Raw genomic sequence first — 14,904 nt, forward strand, 5'->3', positions numbered from 1 at the left:
GATTACGAAAGTAGTCGGGGCTTTTCTGTTTAATAACACTGGCTATTTAGTATAATTACCCTTGCTATATAATATAATTACCCCTCGCTATTTACCATAATAGCGAGGGGTATTTCTGCGATATTCTGAGTGTTTTGTCTACTGCTTGGTGAATTTCAGATTTTTAGGAATCTTCACCCATTTCCGGTTTCGGGCAATTTTCAGGTTACTTCCTTCTTTCTGCTGCAACTCGTAACTACCATCGGGCAAGGCTATGAGGTCGGCAGTAAGATCTTCGCTCCCGTAATCATTGATAATGGATAGATGAGCGGTCTTTCCTTCTATGTCAGCATCTGTAATCAGCCATTTGCGACTATCACGTCTGTCACCGAAATATCCGGGCATTTTACCGAACAGTTCCTGTCCTGGAACCTTGAGGTTCTTATGGTAGAAGTCTATATTCATATAGACATCATACTCTTTGTTTGTAATCTTCCCCTTGAATAGGGTGCTGTCTGTTTGTGCCATACTAGATATACTAATTAGGCATAATAATGTTGCTAAAATCTTTCTTTTCATCTCTTTTTTCAATTAACTGCGACAAAGTTATTCATTTAAATCAAGAAAACTGCATTTTTTTTAGGATTTTAATAAGATTAATTCGTTTTTTTGCAAATATTTATCTATCTTTGCGGTGTTTATTGATAATTATATATGGAAAAGAAAAGATTATTTCCAGATTACATATTTGAGTCTAGTTGGGAAGTGTGTAATAAAGTTGGTGGTATCTACACCGTTCTTTCAACACGAGCTAAGACTCTTACGGAAAGGTTAAAGGATCAGCTAATCTTCATTGGTCCTGATTGTTGGGGAGACAAGGTGAATCCTTATTTCTCTCAAGATGATACGCTTTATGCGGAGTGGAAAGCAGAAGCTCTGAAAGAGGGCTTAAAGGTTAAAGTAGGTAGATGGAATATACCGGGAGAGCCAGTAGCTGTTTTGGTAGATTTCAATCCTTACTATGCTGTTAAAGACCAGATCTATGGACAACTATGGCAGGACTATCAGGTTGATAGTCTTCATGCTTATGGTGACTATGACGAAGCATCGATGTTCTCTTATGCTGCCGCTCTGGTAGTAGAGAGTTTCTACAAACATGTTGTTGGAAAAGGCAAGAAAGTTATCTATCATGGCAATGAATGGATGACCGGTCTTGGTGTGCTTTATGTTAACAAGCATCTTCCTGAGGTGGCTACAGTGTTTACTACTCATGCAACTAGTATCGGTAGAAGTATTGCTGGCAACAATAAGCCTCTTTATGACTATCTCTTTGCCTATAATGGCGATCAGATGGCGCAGGAGCTTAATATGCAGAGCAAGCATTCTATTGAGAAGCAGACTGCTAAGTATGTGGACTGTTTTACAACAGTGAGCGACATTACTGCCAATGAGTGCAAAGAGCTGCTGGACAAACCAGTTGACTTCGTTTTGCCTAATGGTTTTGACAATAGTTTTGTTCCTAAGACTACTGCTTTTACCAAGAAGCGTAAGGAGGCAAGAAAGCGTTTGCTCGATGTGGCTAATGCCTTGATGGGTACAGATTTAGACGATGATACATTAATTGTCTCTACCAGTGGTCGTTACGAGTTCCGCAACAAAGGTATCGATGTCTATATCGAGGCAATGAATCGTTTGCTTCGTGATAGCAACTTGAAGAAGAATGTCCTGGCATTCATCGATGTACCTGGTTGGGTAGGCGATCCACGTCAGGATCTGTTGGACCGTCTGAATAGTGGCAAGAAGTTTGACACTCCATTGGAGGTTCCAGAAATTACTCATTGGCTGCATAATATGAGCCATGACAATGTATTGGGTATGTTGAAGTACTTCAATATGCATAATAATAAGGAAGACAAGGTGAAACTGATCTTCTTGCCTTGCTACCTGACAGGCGATGATGGTATCATCAGTAAGAGTTACTATGATGTAGTGTTGGGTAACGACCTCTGCATCTATCCTTCATATTATGAGCCTTGGGGCTACACGCCTTTGGAGGCTGTTGCATTCAAGGTGCCATGTATCACCACCGATTTGGCAGGTTTTGGTCTCTGGGCTAACTCGGAGAAGGGAAGGTATAGCGAGATTGAGGATGGTGTGAAGGTAATCAAGCGTACTGACTACAATTATTCAGAGGTGGCTGATGCCATCAAGGATACTGTTGCTAAGTACTCTGGATTTACTAAAACTCAGGTGAACAAGTGTCGTAAGAATGCAGAAAAACTCTCAGAGAAGGCTTTGTGGAAGCACTTTATCGAGTACTATTATGATGCTTACGATTTCGCTTTGAGAAAGGCTGAAGCCCGCATGGGAAAATAAAGAAATCTCTCTCTTGGTAGTGAGAAATCACAATATAGTTATAGAGAATATAAATACTTTAATATAAATCGAAACACAATGAAAATTAAAGCAGACTATGCTAATGCTCCTCAATGGAAGGAGACTACTATTAAGTCTAGCCTTCCTAAGGAGTTGAAGTGCTTGGACGAGATTGCTCACAACATGTGGTGGGCATGGAACTATGAGGGTCGTGACTTGTTCAAGAGCCTTGATGCTGATTTGTACGAGAAGTGCAACGCTAACCCTGTATTGCTTTTGGAGCGTTTGAGCTACGACCGCAAGGAGGCTATTGTTAAGGATAAGGAGACAATGGCTAAGGTTAAGAACGTCTATAAGATGTTCCGCGAGTACATGGATGTTAAGCCAAACTCAAAGCGCCCTTCTGTAGCTTACTTCTGTATGGAGTATGGTATTAACCAGGTGGTTAAAATCTACTCTGGTGGTCTTGGTATGCTTGCTGGTGACTACTTGAAGGAGGCATCTGACAGCAACGTGGATATGTGTGCCGTTGGTTTCCTCTACAGATTTGGTTACTTCAAGCAGTCTTTGAGTATGGATGGTCAGCAGATTGCTAACTATGACGCTCAGAACTTCAACTCTCTCCCTATTGAGCGAGTATATGATGAGAATGGTAACCCAATGGTAGTTGATGTTCCTTACACAAACTATCAGGTACATGCATACGTATGGCAGATGAACGTTGGTCGTATCAAGTTGTATCTCCTGGATACAGATAATGATATGAACTCTGAGTTCGACCGTCCTATCACTCACTCACTCTATGGTGGTGACTGGGAGAACCGCTTGAAGCAGGAAATCTTGCTCGGTATCGGTGGTATGCTCGCATTGAAGAAGATGGGTATCAAGAAGGATATCTATCACTGCAATGAGGGTCATGCTGCTCTCTGCAACTTGCAGCGTCTCTGCGACTACATCGAGGAGGATGGCTTGAACTTCAACCAGGCTCTCGAGTTGGTTCGCGCTTCTTCTCTCTATACTGTTCATACTCCAGTGCCAGCTGGTCATGACTACTTCGACGAGGCTCTCTTCGGCAAGTACATGGGTGGCTATCCACAGCGTCTTGGTATCTCTTGGGATGAGTTCATCGGTATGGGTCGTGAGAACGCAGACGATCATAACGAGCGTTTCTGCCTCTCTACATTCGCTTGCAATACTTGTCAGGAGGTTAATGGTGTAAGTAAGCTCCATGGTTGGGTAAGCCAGCAGATGTTCTCTAACATCTGGAAGGGTTACTTCCCAGAGGAGAACCACGTAGGTTATGTAACTAATGGTGTTCACTTCCCAACCTGGACAGCAACAGAATGGCGTAAGCTCTACGATAAATATTTCGACAAGAACTTCATGAACGATCAGAGCAACGAGGAAATCTGGCATGCCATCTACAATGTTTCAGACGCTGAAATCTGGAATACCCGTATGACATTGAAGAAGAAGCTCGTAGCTTATATTCGTGAGAAGTTTACACAGACTTGGTTGAAGAACCAGGGTGATCCAGCTCGTGTAGTATCTTTGCTCGAGCGTATCAACCCTAACGCTTTGATGATTGGTTTCTGCCGTCGTTTCGCTACATACAAGCGTGCTCACTTGCTCTTCACAGACTTGAATCGCTTGTCTAAGATCGTTAACGATCCAGAGCACCCAGTATTGTTCTTCTTCTCTGGTAAGGCTCACCCTGCTGATGGTGCTGGTCAGGGCTTGATCAAGAAGATCTTCGAGATCAGTCAGCGTCCAGAGTTCCTCGGCAAGATCATCTTCCTCGAGGACTACGATATGACTTTGGCTCGTCGCCTGGTTTCAGGTGTTGATATCTGGATGAATACTCCTACACGTCCATTGGAGGCTTCTGGTACATCTGGCGAGAAGGCTGAGATGAATGGTGTTGTCAACCTCTCTGTACTTGATGGTTGGTGGGTAGAAGGTTACCGCGAGGGTGCTGGTTGGGCTCTTCCAGAGAAGCGTACATACCAGAACCAGGGTTACCAGGATCAGCTTGATGCTGCTACTATCTACAACCTCTTGGAGAACGACATCATCCCTATGTATTACAACAAGAATAAGGAAGGCTTCAGCAAGGAGTGGATCCAGGTAGTAAAGAACTCTATTGCTACTATTGCTCCTCACTATACAATGAAGCGCCAGTTGGATGACTACTATGATAAGTTCTACAATAAGGAGGCTGCCCGCTTCAAGAAGTTGAGTGCTAACGACAATGCACTTGCTAAGGAGATTGCACTCTGGAAGGAGAGCGTTGCAGAGCGTTGGGATGGTATCCACGTTGTATCTAAGGACGACTGCATGCTGATGGCTGCTGAGACTGGTCAGAAGATCAAGGTTCAGTATGTTATTGATGAGCAGGGCTTGAACGATGCAGTAGGCTTGGAGCTTGTTGTATTGAAGGATCAGCCAGAGGATGGTAAGCAGATTTATGCTGTTTATCCATTCAAGATGGTTGGTCACGAGGGTAACAACTTTACATTCGAGACTGAGATTGAGCCAATCAATGCTGGTTCATTCAAGACAGGCGTACGTATGTATCCTAAGAATGATAAGTTGCCACACCGTCAGGACTTCTGCTACGTTAAGTGGTTGAACTAATAGGATAGCGGATTTCTATTCGCATCATATATTTAATCCCACATCTCGCAAGGAGGTGTGGGATTTTTTATTTCTTACTTTTTTTGATAATGTAATAAATTCCACACAATATGACAATATAGCCAACTAAGAGTTCGATATTGGTAAGAGTGTCAGGAGAATCAAAGCAAAATATTAAACCTAAAAGGGCATAAAGAATAAAGAAAAATCCGATAAAGAGTTTTAATAATGTTTTCATAATGGGGGATTGGTTATATCATAAAAGGACAGGATTTCAACAACTTAGAAATCCTGTCCTTTTATATATGTATTATACGAGATACTGAGAAGAAATACTCTCGTTGTCTTCTACGCGGCGGATAGTCTCAGCAAACATATCAGCGATAGTGAGCTGCTTAACCTTGTCGCAACGCTTGGTGTAAGGGATTGAATCAGTGAAAACAATCTCCTCGAGAGCAGAATTCTGTACGCGTTCTGAAGCTGGACCACTCATTACACAGTGAGAAGCACAAGCACGAACAGTCTTGGCACCAGCCTGCTTCATGATGTCGGCAGCCTTGGTAATAGTACCTGCAGTGTCAACCATGTCATCGATGATGACAACATTCTTGTCCTTTACATCACCAATAATCTGCATGCTGGCAACCACGTTAGCGCGAGCACGAGTCTTGTTGCAAAGAACGAGAGGGCAGCCGAAGTACTTAGCATAAGTGTTGGCACGCTTAGAACCACCAACATCTGGAGAAGCAATTACCATATCCTTGAGGCGCAAGCTCTGCAGGTATGGCAAAATAACGCCTGAAGCATAGAGGTGATCGACAGGAACATCGAAGAATCCCTGAATCTGGTCTGCGTGGAGGTCCATGGTGATGAGACGGTCGATACCGGCAACGCTGAGCAAGTCGGCTACCAGTTTAGCGCCGATGCTGACACGTGGTTTGTCCTTGCGATCCTGACGGGCCCATCCGAAGTAAGGAACAACAGCAATAATATTGCGGGCAGAAGCACGCTTTGCTGCGTCAATCATCAGGAGCAACTCCATCAAGTTGTCTGAATTAGGGAATGTGCTCTGTACGAGGAAAACATCGCGTCCGCGGATAGACTCCTCGAAAGATACGCCAAATTCACCATCAGAGAACTTGGTTACTACCAAATTACCCAGTGGGCAACCTAAACTAGCGCAGATTTTCTCTGCAAGGTATCTCGAATTAGTACCAGAGAATACCAAAAAAGAGTTTTTGTCACTCATTTCTATTAGTGTTTATGTGTATTAATAGTTATTTACTACAAATGTACTTTTATGGAGAAAGAACCTTAGCTGCTTGCTTTTCTCAATCTTTCAAAATGGAGAATCAGCTCTTTGAAGTCTTTCTCATTGTGGATGTCGAATCGGTTCCACAAGTCTCCACAGATAACAACACCACCGAAACCAAGTTCTTTGGCTACCTTGATGTTTTCCAAACTCATTCCTCCCAAAGCGTATACCTTCTTGTCGATGAGTCCAGCCTTTGCTGCCATCTCCAGCTGCTGCATGGAGAAAGATGATTTTTCATCCTTAAACTCAATACAGTCGAAGATATTCTTCAGAAAAACGGAGTTTGATTTCTTTTTCATCTCCTTCAACATGGAGAGGTCTGTACAGGTACGGCTGTACTTACCCTTATAGCCATCTGGTACAGATGCAAGTGGATCATCGATATGTATTGCCGCCAAGTCGTATTCCTGCTTGAGGTAATAATGGTCGTGAACCGTAACCTTGCTACGGTAGTCTTCTGGCAATAAAGTGAGCAATCGCTCTGAATACATGGGTGAGGAACCTGGCTTGAAAAGGTGCAGGTTGTCCATGCCCTCGTCGAACAACGAGGTGAGTATCTTGTCTTCTTCCACAAAGAATGTGGACTTTGTCATTATTGCTAATTTCATCGTCAAAATGCATTTTATACTGCAAAAGTATTAAAAAATTCGCAAACATGCAATTATATCGGGATAAAAAGCTATCTTTGCACCATAAAATTAATATTTATCAAGAAATGAGAGTAAATTTATCATCTTTTTGCGAAGTTCACATACCAATTTACGTTTTGGAGGAGGAACTTCTGCGCCGCAATTTATCGCTCATCAAAAGTGTGGCTGAGCGTGCCGATGTGGAAATTATTCTTGCTTTTAAAGCATATGCTTTGTGGAAGACTTTTCCTATCTTTAGAGAGTATATCAATTCCACAACGGCTAGTTCCTTGAGTGAGGCAAAATTGGCTTTTGAAAAGTTCGGGAGTCCTGCTCATACGTTCTCTCCTGCTTATACTGATTATGAAATTGACGAGATAGCTCGGTGTTCCAGTCATCTTTCGTTCAATTCGCTTTCTCAGTATGAGCGATATCATGAACGTGCCCGACGAGCAAATCCTTCTATCAAATATGGGTTGCGGGTGAATCCTGAATATTCTGAGGTTTCCACCTTATTATATAATCCTTGCGCACCGGGTACGCGATTTGGTGTTTCTGCAGATAAATTGCCGGAAAAATTGCCTTCTGACATAGAAGGATTCCATTGTCACTGTCATTGCGAGAGTGGGGCTGATGTATTTGAGCGTACTTTGAAGCATATTGAAGAAAAATTTGCCAAATGGTTTCCGCAGTTGAAATGGATAAACTTTGGTGGAGGCCATCTTATGACCCGTAAAGACTATGATGTGGAACACCTTATTAATATATTGAAGGATTTCCATGCCCGTTATCCACTTCTGAAGGTAATCATGGAGCCGGGTAGTGCTTTTGGATGGCAAACAGGTCCGCTGGTTACACAAGTTGTAGATGTGGTAGAAGATAAGGGAATCAAGACGGCTATTATCAATGCAAGTTTTACTTGTCATATGCCCGATTGCCTTGAGATGCCATATATGCCTGCTATCAGAAATGCTGAAACATTAGAGGTTGATGATCCGATGAAGGCTCCAGAGGGGGAGTATATATATAGAATAGGTGGAAACAGCTGCCTCAGTGGTGACTTTATGGGCTTCTGGAAATTTGACCATGAACTGGAAGTGGGTGAAAATATTATCTTTGAAGATATGCTTCACTACACTACGGTGAAGACAAATACCTTTAACGGAATCTCCCATCCGGCTATAGGTATCGTTCATTTGGATGGAAATTTGGAAATCTTACGCGAATTTGGATATGAGGATTATCTTTCGCGTATGGATTAAAAACGGGATAAAAGAATGAAGAAAACCAGTAAAAAGGTACAATAACTACGGAAAAAGGTGCGTTTTTGCCTGAAAAATGGGCAAAATGCATCTTTTTTTCAAAAAAAGTTCAAGAAAAGTTTGGTAATTCGGAAAAAAGTAGTACCTTTGCACTCGCATTCAGAGGAACGCTCCTATGAAGAGTAGGAAATAAGCGGAAATAGCTCAGTTGGTAGAGCACAACCTTGCCAAGGTTGGGGTCGCGGGTCCGAGTCCCGTTTTCCGCTCAGATTTTTTTGAAGACAACATCAAGCTTTATCTTTATTAAGATATTTGGTGAATAATAATTTCTGGAGAGGTGGCGGAATTGGTAGACGCGCTACTTTGAGGGGGTAGTGACAATTGTGTCGTGGGAGTTCGAGTCTCCTCCTCTTCACTGTTATTATTTGATAAGCGGAAATAGCTCAGTTGGTAGAGCACAACCTTGCCAAGGTTGGGGTCGCGGGTCCGAGTCCCGTTTTCCGCTCATATTTTGATATCTTTGAGATAGGATATTGAAATCGGGCCCAAGTGGCGGAATTGGTAGACGCGCACGTTTCAGGTGCGTGTGTTTCACAACGTGCAGGTTCGAGTCCTGTCTTGGGCACAATGATTAATTGCTTAATGTTGGAGAGGTGGCGGAATTGGTAGACGCGCTACTTTGAGGGGGTAGTGACAATTGTGTCGTGGGAGTTCGAGTCTCCTCCTCTTCACGTCTTTTGTAGATTAATAAGCGGAAATAGCTCAGTTGGTAGAGCACAACCTTGCCAAGGTTGGGGTCGCGGGTCCGAGTCCCGTTTTCCGCTCTATTTTATTTGTTTAAATAGAGAAACATACCTAATTTATGAATTTATATTTAAGATATTTTGATCAGGAAGCATTTGCAACAAATGTGGATCAAGCAATAGATTTTTTGAAGAGTATTCCTGAAATTGGTATGGACGAATCATTAGAGGCTGATGTACGCGATTATGCTGCTAGTGATGTTTGTTATCCTAAGCGTTATAAGGTTCGCCCCCGTGTCTATTTCATCGTTATAAAAACCACTGCAGCTAGCATGCGTGACTTCAAAGACAAGAAGGCGTTGCGTTCAACTCCTTCTGAGGAACATCGTGAAAATGTGAGCCCTTCTGTTGTTCGATTGAACCAGCAACAGCCGGGTTGGTATGAAGGTGCGCTTGATTTTAAGCGTGTCGTTATGATTCCTGCCACTGGTAAGTTCGAATATCGTGATACCCATTTCGTTGCTAATGTCAAGGCGCTCTCTGCTTTGGACTGCTATAATCGTATCGTTGAGTATTTGCGTCAGCGAGTAGATTCCCGTAGCCAGTTCCCGTCGGCAAAGGGCAAGAATTTTGCATACCGTTATTTGGGTATGTGGAAATAAAGTAATGTAGATAAGTTTCAAATTTGAGGAGGTAGGCTATGAATAAAGTCATGTTAATAGGCAATGTGGGTAAAGAGCCTGATGTTCATTATTATGATGCCGACCAAGCTGTAGCTCAAGTGGTATTGGCAACGACAGAGAAGGGGTATACTCTGACTAATGGAACTCAGGTGCCTGACCATACTGATTGGCATAATCTGGTTTTTTATCGGGCTTTAGCAAAAATAGTGGAGAGATATGTTCATAAGGGTGATAAACTCTATGTGGAAGGAAAGATACGTTATCGCTCGTATGATGACAAGCAAGGAAAGCGCAGGTATATAACTGAGATTTATGTTGATAATATGGAGATGCTTACGCCGAAATCAATGTCATCGTCAGCATCTCAGGCTTCTCAGACTGTTACCCCAACACCTCAGCCTGCTACACAGGGAGCAAGTGGTTCTTCTCAGACGTCACAAAGTGAAGATGGACTCCCATTCTAGCTAGTGCTATTTTGTTGTTATTAAATTTTAAGATCAGAAATTGGATATTTCAACCATAACAGATGCTTTCGGAGATGTGGTTTTACAACAGCCCACTACCGGAGTGATTATAGCAGCCATTCTGGCTGCTGTATTGTTACTTATGTCTGCTTTTGCCAGCGGCTCGGAGATAGCATTCTTCAGTTTGTCACCCTCTGATGTCGCTGAGCTGGAAGACGGAAAGTTTGGGGCAGACAAGAAAATTCAGAATCTTCGTGATGATTCTGAGCGTACATTGGCAACAATTCTTATTGCAAATAATTTTGTCAATGTTACAATTATCATGCTCTTGAACTATGTGATTGCTGGCGTTATTTCGTTCGGTGAAAGAGCACTTTTACTTCAGTTTCTTTTTACTACAGTAATTCTCACCTTCTTACTCTTGCTTTTTGGTGAAATTATGCCAAAGGTTTATGCCCGTCAGGATCCGTTGAAGTTTTGTCGTCGTTGTGTGGGAGGAATTATGTTTGCCCGTAAGCTGTTTTGGCCTATTGAAAATATTTTGCTCAAGAGCGGAATGATGGCAGAAAAAATCATACAGAAAGAGAATCATGTTCTAAGTGTTGATGATCTGGAACAGGCATTGGAACTCACTGATAAGAACGATATCAAGGATGAGCAGAACATGCTGAAGGGTATTATCCGTTTTGGAGATGAAACAGCCAAAGAGGTGATGACCAGTAGACAGAATATTATAGATTTGGATATACGAAGTAATTATGCAGATGTCTTGAAATGCATTGAAGACAATAATTATAGCCGTATTCCTGTTTATCAGGATAATACGGATAATATTCGTGGCATTCTGTATATCAAGGACTTACTGCCTCATCTTACGAAGAGTTCCAATTTTCGTTGGCAGAGTTTGATTCGTCCTCCTTATTTCGTTCCTGAAACAAAAAAGATTGATGATTTGTTGCGTGAATTTCAGGAAAATAAGGTGCATATCGCCATTGTGGTAGATGAATTTGGTGGTACAAGCGGCATTGTTACTCTTGAAGACATCTTGGAGGAAATCGTTGGCGAAATCAATGATGAATATGATGAGGAAGAGAAGTTCTATTCGAAATTGAATTACAACACATTTATTTTCGAAGGAAAAACCCTGCTTACAGACCTTTGTCGTATCTTGAATGTAGATGATGAGGAGTTTGAAGAGGTAGAGGGTGATGCTGATACTTTGGCAGGTCTGTTGCTTGAGATAAAGGGAGATTTCCCTAGTATTCATGAGAAGATAGATTATAAGAATTATACTTTCGAGGTGATGAATGTAGAGGAGCGCCGTATCAGTAAGATTAAGGTTACGGTGCATCCCGTAAGAAATCTGGAAGAAGAAAAAAAATAACATGGTATGGCAGTAGTCAATATACGTGAAGTTTATCCAGGTGTGAGTTTAGGCTTATGGCAGATGGATGAGGAGGTAGAGCAGTTGTTCGAACAGTATCCTCATCTTCAAGCCTATAGATCATCATTGGAGGAAAAATATAAGAATGATGGCAGGAAACTTGAGTTTCTTGCCATTCGTGCATTGATGTATGAGATGTTGAAGGCGAATGGGGCATCCAAGGGATTGCTGTTTCATGCTGGTGATATCATCCATAATGAGGCGGGTAAACCTTTGTTTCGCGGTTATCATATCAGTGTGAGTCATACCAAGGGGTACGCAGCGCTTATTCTTTCCAGAAATCAGGAAGTAGCTGTTGACATAGAATATTTCAGCGATAGGGTAGAACGTATTTCTTCTAAATTCTTAAGAATGGATGAGAATGCTTCTGATTTGGATTCCAAGTTGGTACATTGGTGTGCCAAGGAAACGGTTTACAAATTGTTTTCTGAAGAAAACTTGAAGTTTGATGATATGCGCGTGAAGCCTTTTGATACGATGTCTGATTGGGCTTGTGATGTAGAGAACTTGAAAAATAAGAAGGTAGCGCATGTTGACTTTGAACTGACCATGGAGTTTGTCTTAACTTATGCAGCTATGTAAATTCCTAAAAAATGAAAGTTTTATGAAAATAATAATGGGGAGAGGAGTACTGCTGAGTACTCTTCTTTTTTTTAGTTTCATGGGCTATGCTCAAGAGTGGCAGGTGGTGAGAGAGAATGTTCAGAAGTCTTTTCATAAGACTGTACCTGCTGGCAACTATAGTGGCATTACCCATTTGCATGATGATATATATGCGGTGGTGAGTGATAAGTCGGATAGTGCCCTCTACTTTAATTTTCGCATTCAAGTGAATCCTGTGACGGGCGATTTGGAGCAGGTGGAGAACCTGGGATATACTTTTATGGTGGATGGTAGTCGCTTTGATGGTAAACCATGGCATGGAACGGAAAAAGGTTTTGATCATGAGGCTATAACTAAGGTTTCGGATTCTACAGTGGTAATAGCCAGTGAAGGAAAATGTAGATTGAAGGAATATCTCATAAAGGATTATCCAGCGAAATTATATCTGAAGGGTTGGGAGAATGTTTGGCCGCCATATAATTTTTATCCTAATTATAATTTCGAGTCACTGGCTTTCGATTCTATCCGCCATCTGCTTTGGACAATTCCTGAAAGTACGCTTCGGAAGGATGGTGTACCGGCTACCCCGGAGAATGGATTAGCTAATAAGTTGCGGTTAATGGCTTATTCCTGGTCTCATGGTTTACAAGATTCTATCGGATCTGGCATGACAATGTACGCTTATCAGATGGATGCACCTTCTACTCGTAGAAAAGCCGAGACGTATGTGATGGGAGTAAGTGAACTTTGCGTTTTGCCGGATGGGCAACTTCTGGTATTAGAGCGTGAGGCTTTCATTCCGAAAGTTAAACTGGGCGCATTTTGCAAGTGCAAGCTTTATTTGGTGAATCCTTCAAATGAGATGAGTCTTTCTGATTATGATCATCTCTATCAAGATTCGCCCTTTGTCAAAAAGCAATTGCTTACCGAATGGAAGACTAGTCTGTCGCTCGTAGAGCGTTCTTTTGCAAATTACGAAGGAATGTGTCTTGGCCCCAAATTGGAAGATGGTTCTCAAGTACTTATCCTGCTTTCTGATTCACAAAATCAATATGCGGGAGTATTAAGAGACTGTTTTAAAACAATTGTGATAAAGAAAAAATAAAGTAGAAAAATGAAGAAGATATTTTTGTTCATATTATTCTGTCTTTCCGTATGCAGCATGTCGGCTTACGACTTTCTGCGAGCCGTGAAAGATGAGATTCCGGGAGGCTACAACTTCTGGGTTTATACGCCAGTAGATTATTTTTATTCGCAAGAGCATACACCGGTCATCATCTTTTTGCATGGTGCCAGTCTTTGCGGCAGGAATCTGGATAAGGTGAGAAGGTATGGACCGCTTGATGCCATCGTCAAGGGGCGCGATATCGATGCGCTGACCATCGTTCCGCAGAATCCGGGCGGGGCTTGGAATCCGAAGAAGATCATGGATATGCTCGATTGGGTGAAGAAGAATTATCCGTGCGATTCTACCCGGGTTTATGTCTTGGGCATGAGCTTGGGCGGTTATGGAACCATGGATGTCTGCGCCACTTATCCCGACAGAATAGCTGCCGGCATGGCGCTGTGTGGCGGCTGTTCGTATAAAGATGTGAGCGGATTGGGCGATTTGCCTTTCTGGATTATCCATGGAACTGCAGATAGGGCAGTACCGGTCAAGCAATCGAAGGTGGTGGTAGATAAACTGGTGAAGGATGGCAAGGATACCCGATTGATATACGACTGGTGGAAGGGTGCCAATCACGGTACCCCTGCCCGAGTGTTTTATCTGAAGAAAACCTATCAGTGGCTCTTTTCGCACAGTCTTTCAGATAAAGACAGACCCGTGAACCGCAACATCAGTATTACGATGAGCGATCTGGGAATGGCGTATGGTGATGTGAACCGAAATGCCCCTCAGCCTGAACTCATCGATGGTCCGAGTGTAATCAAGCAAGAGGGAAATGAATATTAAGGAATCAGGTGAACAGTTCTGCTACCTTCTCCAGCCAATTCTTATCAATATCATCGAAGGTGCTGAGGTATTCGCTGTCAATATCCAGTACGGCAAAAAAAATGAAAAACTGTCATTTTCTTAGAAATATTTCTATCCTTTCAATCTTTTTTCGTACTTTTGCACCATCAATTAAAATAAAGAAAATTCAGTTTTTTAAATGAAGTAAGAAAATGGCTGATAAAGATATGAAATGGAAGACGCTCTCGCAGAAGTATCTGATAGAGAAGCCTTGGCTCACGGCACGAGTGGATAAGGTGGAATTGCCTACGGGTGCCATCATCGATGAATATTACGTGCTGGAATATCCCGATTGGGTGAACACCATCGCCATCACGAAGGACGGAATGTTCGTATTCGTTCGCCAGTATCGCTATGCGATAGGTAAGACGGTGAATGAACTCTGTGCCGGAGTGATAGAGAAGGGCGAGGACCCGATGGCGGCTGCCAAGCGAGAGCTGATGGAAGAGACTGGATTCGGAGGCGGTAACTGGCAGAAGTGGATGACGATTTCTGCCAACCCAAGCACGCATACCAATCTAACCCATTGTTATCTGGCTACGGATGTGGAGCGCATGGATGTGCAGCATCTTGACCAGGCTGAGGATATCGAGGTTCGCCTCTTCTCCAGGGATGAAGTGATGGAAATGCTGGAGAAGGGAGAAATCTGGCAAAGCCTGATGGCGGCTCCCCTATGGAAGTATTTTGCGAAAGCAAAGTAAGCTGCAGGGCTTCATTTATAAAAGCCAAGTAAACAGCAGACAATAGACTGTAAG

The 14,904-nt window shown here is 42.6% G+C and carries 14 protein-coding genes and 6 tRNA genes; 17 read left to right on the forward strand and 3 right to left on the reverse strand.

Annotated features, from left to right (window positions below):
* Positions 1 to 138: 138 nt before the first annotated feature.
* The gene (locus ACQRBJ_RS04505; RefSeq protein WP_445302956.1) at positions 139 to 507 is read right to left on the reverse strand and encodes a hypothetical protein; all 369 of its coding nucleotides are present in this window, start codon (positions 505 to 507) and stop codon (positions 139 to 141) included.
* Between the two features lie 186 nt (positions 508 to 693).
* Between ACQRBJ_RS04505 and ACQRBJ_RS04510 the strand changes: the two genes are divergently transcribed.
* A complete protein-coding gene (locus ACQRBJ_RS04510; RefSeq protein ID WP_441933372.1) occupies positions 694 to 2,355 on the forward strand; it encodes a glycogen/starch synthase in 1,662 nt (553 codons plus the stop codon).
* 78 nt (positions 2,356 to 2,433) lie between these two features.
* A complete protein-coding gene (glgP, locus tag ACQRBJ_RS04515; RefSeq protein WP_294972236.1) occupies positions 2,434 to 4,992 on the forward strand; it encodes an alpha-glucan family phosphorylase in 2,559 nt (852 codons plus the stop codon).
* A 310-nt stretch (positions 4,993 to 5,302) separates the two neighbouring features.
* Here the strand turns inward: glgP and ACQRBJ_RS04520 are convergent, their stop codons facing one another.
* On the reverse strand, positions 5,303 to 6,241 hold the full coding sequence (locus tag ACQRBJ_RS04520) for a ribose-phosphate pyrophosphokinase (protein ID WP_153124226.1): 939 nt from the start codon (positions 6,239 to 6,241) through the stop codon (positions 5,303 to 5,305).
* Between the two features lie 65 nt (positions 6,242 to 6,306).
* A complete protein-coding gene (locus ACQRBJ_RS04525) occupies positions 6,307 to 6,915 on the reverse strand; it encodes a thiamine phosphate synthase (RefSeq protein WP_294972239.1) in 609 nt (202 codons plus the stop codon).
* Between the two features lie 107 nt (positions 6,916 to 7,022).
* Between ACQRBJ_RS04525 and nspC the strand changes: the two genes are divergently transcribed.
* From nspC to ACQRBJ_RS04600, 15 genes are all read left to right on the forward strand, one after another.
* Positions 7,023 to 8,198 (forward strand): carboxynorspermidine decarboxylase, encoded by a 1,176-nt coding sequence (gene nspC, locus ACQRBJ_RS04530; protein ID WP_294972241.1) that lies wholly within the window; start codon positions 7,023 to 7,025, stop codon positions 8,196 to 8,198.
* A 193-nt stretch (positions 8,199 to 8,391) separates the two neighbouring features.
* A tRNA-Gly gene (locus tag ACQRBJ_RS04535) sits at positions 8,392 to 8,464 on the forward strand.
* A gap of 65 nt (positions 8,465 to 8,529) precedes the next feature.
* Positions 8,530 to 8,613 (forward strand) — tRNA-Leu (locus ACQRBJ_RS04540).
* A gap of 17 nt (positions 8,614 to 8,630) precedes the next feature.
* Positions 8,631 to 8,703: transfer RNA gene (locus ACQRBJ_RS04545), tRNA-Gly, on the forward strand.
* A gap of 38 nt (positions 8,704 to 8,741) precedes the next feature.
* Positions 8,742 to 8,823: transfer RNA gene (locus ACQRBJ_RS04550), tRNA-Leu, on the forward strand.
* Positions 8,824 to 8,845: 22 nt separating this feature from the next.
* Positions 8,846 to 8,929 (forward strand) — tRNA-Leu (locus ACQRBJ_RS04555).
* A 20-nt stretch (positions 8,930 to 8,949) separates the two neighbouring features.
* Positions 8,950 to 9,022: transfer RNA gene (locus ACQRBJ_RS04560), tRNA-Gly, on the forward strand.
* Positions 9,023 to 9,060: 38 nt separating this feature from the next.
* Entirely contained in the window at positions 9,061 to 9,603 is a 543-nt protein-coding gene (locus tag ACQRBJ_RS04565) for a hypothetical protein (protein ID WP_153123856.1), read from the forward strand.
* A 38-nt stretch (positions 9,604 to 9,641) separates the two neighbouring features.
* Entirely contained in the window at positions 9,642 to 10,088 is a 447-nt protein-coding gene (locus ACQRBJ_RS04570) for a single-stranded DNA-binding protein (protein WP_153123858.1), read from the forward strand.
* 40 nt (positions 10,089 to 10,128) lie between these two features.
* Positions 10,129 to 11,472 (forward strand): gliding motility-associated protein GldE, encoded by a 1,344-nt coding sequence (gene gldE, locus ACQRBJ_RS04575; protein ID WP_295346900.1) that lies wholly within the window; start codon positions 10,129 to 10,131, stop codon positions 11,470 to 11,472.
* 6 nt (positions 11,473 to 11,478) lie between these two features.
* Positions 11,479 to 12,114, forward strand: a complete 636-nt coding sequence (locus ACQRBJ_RS04580; RefSeq protein WP_295346901.1) for a 4'-phosphopantetheinyl transferase family protein — start codon at positions 11,479 to 11,481, stop codon at positions 12,112 to 12,114.
* 34 nt (positions 12,115 to 12,148) lie between these two features.
* Positions 12,149 to 13,240 (forward strand): esterase-like activity of phytase family protein, encoded by a 1,092-nt coding sequence (locus ACQRBJ_RS04585; RefSeq protein ID WP_445302957.1) that lies wholly within the window; start codon positions 12,149 to 12,151, stop codon positions 13,238 to 13,240.
* Positions 13,241 to 13,249: 9 nt separating this feature from the next.
* Positions 13,250 to 14,089, forward strand: a complete 840-nt coding sequence (locus tag ACQRBJ_RS04590; protein WP_445302958.1) for a phospholipase — start codon at positions 13,250 to 13,252, stop codon at positions 14,087 to 14,089.
* On the forward strand, positions 14,079 to 14,213 hold the full coding sequence (locus ACQRBJ_RS04595) for a hypothetical protein (protein ID WP_254954897.1): 135 nt from the start codon (positions 14,079 to 14,081) through the stop codon (positions 14,211 to 14,213). The genes ACQRBJ_RS04590 and ACQRBJ_RS04595 overlap by 11 nt, the downstream gene beginning before the upstream one ends.
* Before the next feature lie 88 nt (positions 14,214 to 14,301).
* Complete coding sequence (locus tag ACQRBJ_RS04600; RefSeq protein WP_119227869.1) at positions 14,302 to 14,850, forward strand: NUDIX hydrolase; 549 nt, start codon at positions 14,302 to 14,304, stop codon at positions 14,848 to 14,850.
* Positions 14,851 to 14,904: the final 54 nt, after the last annotated feature.

This window comes from Prevotella sp. SGI.167 (assembly GCF_050313615.1).
Classification (GTDB): Bacteria; Bacteroidota; Bacteroidia; order Bacteroidales; family Bacteroidaceae; genus Prevotella.